We start from the raw sequence: 2,454 nt of genomic DNA, 5'->3' as shown, positions 1-2,454 counted from the left end.
AGTGCATACCTCTCGTTTGACCGCCTCTGTGATGAGGTACACCGGCTGCTCAGTGGCTATGGCACTGAGTGCGCGATTAATTTTGGATAAGCACTTAACAGCCATAAAGGCAATATCGGATAGATTATACCTTCCCTTCACTGGCTCATGCTTCTTAAAAAAGTCCCCCTTATCATCAACATAATCATATAGCATCTTCTGTATAGAAGAAGACCCTGACTTATGAAGATCAAGAAATATAAGACCATCTTTTTTGTACACAAAAACCTCCGTTAACAATATAACTATAGACTAAAGAGCAGAGCCAGAAAATTTTTTCTGCAGATTGATGGCATACTTTTAATATTCTTTTCCCATTTCTATATATTGACAAAAATGGAAGACGAGTTTAACACAAACTCTGAGTATAGAATCTGGCTAAATTGGTAAAAGCCTACATTTAATACTCTAAACTCTACACCGATAACGTGCCACGATCCAGGCGGCCTCGCACAAAGCGGGATCAGGACAAAGAGGTAGTGATTTGTGCAAACGGGTCCGCCAACAACCAATCGAGAGATACGTACGGTCCAATTGATCATCCGATGACAACAGATATCGCGTGCGACATGCGGCACAAGTAACAGCGTAACAATGACTATCGAGACGGTTATCAGCCAAGGCGCACAAACTGCTTCCAACCAGCGGTGACTGTCAAGGTAGTTGTCGCCTCTGATGCTTTTTACGCTGCAGTTGGTTTGCGACAGGTCTGCGGCGTTGTTGGCTCTCGTTCAGGGTTCAATGTAACCACCTTGATGGGTGACCAGTTTCGGGTCTTGCCACTCCATCGTGCCGGGTTGTTCCGGCGTGCGGCCTGATACAGGGCGTGGCGCTTTCTCAGTATGGCCTTATCCTCGCCAGCATGCCGTTGTGCTGGCGTAACGAACCGAATACCGCTATGCCGATGCTCATGGTTGTACCAGTTCACGAAGCTCTGAACCCATTGCCGTGCTTTCTCGATACTGGCAAAACCATTCACCGGATAATCGGGCCGATACTTGCAGGTTCGAAACGCCGCCTCAGAATAAGGATTGTCGTTGCTGACGCGTGGCCGACTGTAGGACGGCGTAATCTCGAGGTTGCGCAGCTTCTCTTGCAGCGTGGCGCCCTTGAACGGGCTACCGTTGTCGGCATGCAATACCAGCGGCTGATTGACGACTTGCTCGGCGAGCACTGCCCGTTCGAGGACGGTGCGCGAGTTGTGCGCCGATTCCGACAGGAAGACTTCCCAGCCCACCACCTTGCGGCTGAAGATATCGAGGATCATCACCAGGTAGTAATGCTGCCCCTTAATGGGCCCGCCAAGCCAGGTGCAGTCCCAGGACCAGGTTTGGTTAGGCGCGGATGCCCGGTAGGTGGTGGGCCTGGCGTGATGTTTCGGCGCTCTGGCACGCCCACGGTGAACCACTTCATAATGGCGCCGCAAAATGCGATAGAACGTCGATACCGAGGCAAGGTGGCGGCTTTCCTCATCCAGCAGTCGCACGACGATCTGGTCGGGCGGCAGGCCGGCGAAAGCCGGCCGATGGCACACGTCGAGAACGTCCTGTTCTTCGGCCGATGTCAGGGCATTAGCGGGCACCGGCCGTTCGGTAAAAGGGCGTTGATCCTCCCGGAGGACAGGGCCACGTGTCCAACGCTGATACGTACGGGCTGTCAGTCCGAGCATGCGGCAAGCAGGGGCGAGACGCGCGCCATTGGCGCGGGCCTCGTCGATCAGTTCAACGGCATGTTGGCGATCCGGGCCACTGATCATTTTTCCTCGTCCCCCCAGATCGCTCGGGCCTTTTTTCGCAGCGTCAACAAGGCAGCGGTCTCGGCCAGGGCCGCTTCCTTGCGCTGGAGCTCGTGCTCCAGCTCTCGGATGCGTTTGCGTTGCTGCTTGGCGTCATCGGCCTCACGGCGACGTTCCTCATGGGACAGGCTGGCGGCCTGCTCACAATCATGGCGCCAGCGCTGCAGTTGCTCAGGGTACAGTCCACGTCGGCGACAATACTCGGCGACGTCTTCGGCGTTCATGGGCGCGGTTTCGACCACGGCGGCGAACTTGTCCTGGGAAGACCATCCTGAGCTGCCTTGATCAGAGGCATCGGGAAGGCAGCGCCCTTCGGCACGGGCTTCCTTGCGCCACTTGTAGACGGTGGCCACGGAGATACCTTCCTGCTCAGCGACCTCATAAGCGGATAGGTTGTGGGGTGGCAGCAGCTTGGCGACCACGGCTTGTCGGCGTTCCTCAGAGTAACGAGGCATGAATGGCTCCTATCGCCCCCTGGTATTTAAGAACAGGATATCAGAGGGCACGACAATCATCCTGACACTGGGGGCCAGCCCTTGGTTCGCCTTGGTTTAGCCCGCCTTATTCATCAGGGTTCTGAATGCGGGTGTTGAGCCGAGTGATTGCTGGCATCGACCGAC

The 2,454-nt window shown here is 55.1% G+C and carries 1 protein-coding gene and 1 pseudogene; both read right to left on the bottom strand.

Annotated elements, in window-relative coordinates; genetic code table 11:
- Window positions 1–261: hypothetical protein (locus QWY74_RS12040; RefSeq protein WP_290314388.1), on the bottom strand; the 261-nt coding region annotated here is incomplete at its 3' end.
- Between the two features lie 460 nt (window positions 262–721).
- A pseudogene (locus QWY74_RS12035) lies at window positions 722–2,289 on the bottom strand (IS3 family transposase).
- Between the last annotated feature and the right edge of the window lie 165 nt (window positions 2,290–2,454).

It is taken from the genome of Halomonas almeriensis (assembly GCF_030409235.1).
Taxonomy (GTDB): Bacteria; Pseudomonadota; Gammaproteobacteria; order Pseudomonadales; family Halomonadaceae; genus Halomonas; species Halomonas almeriensis.
This window is presented reverse-complemented; position numbering and strand designations above follow the sequence as displayed.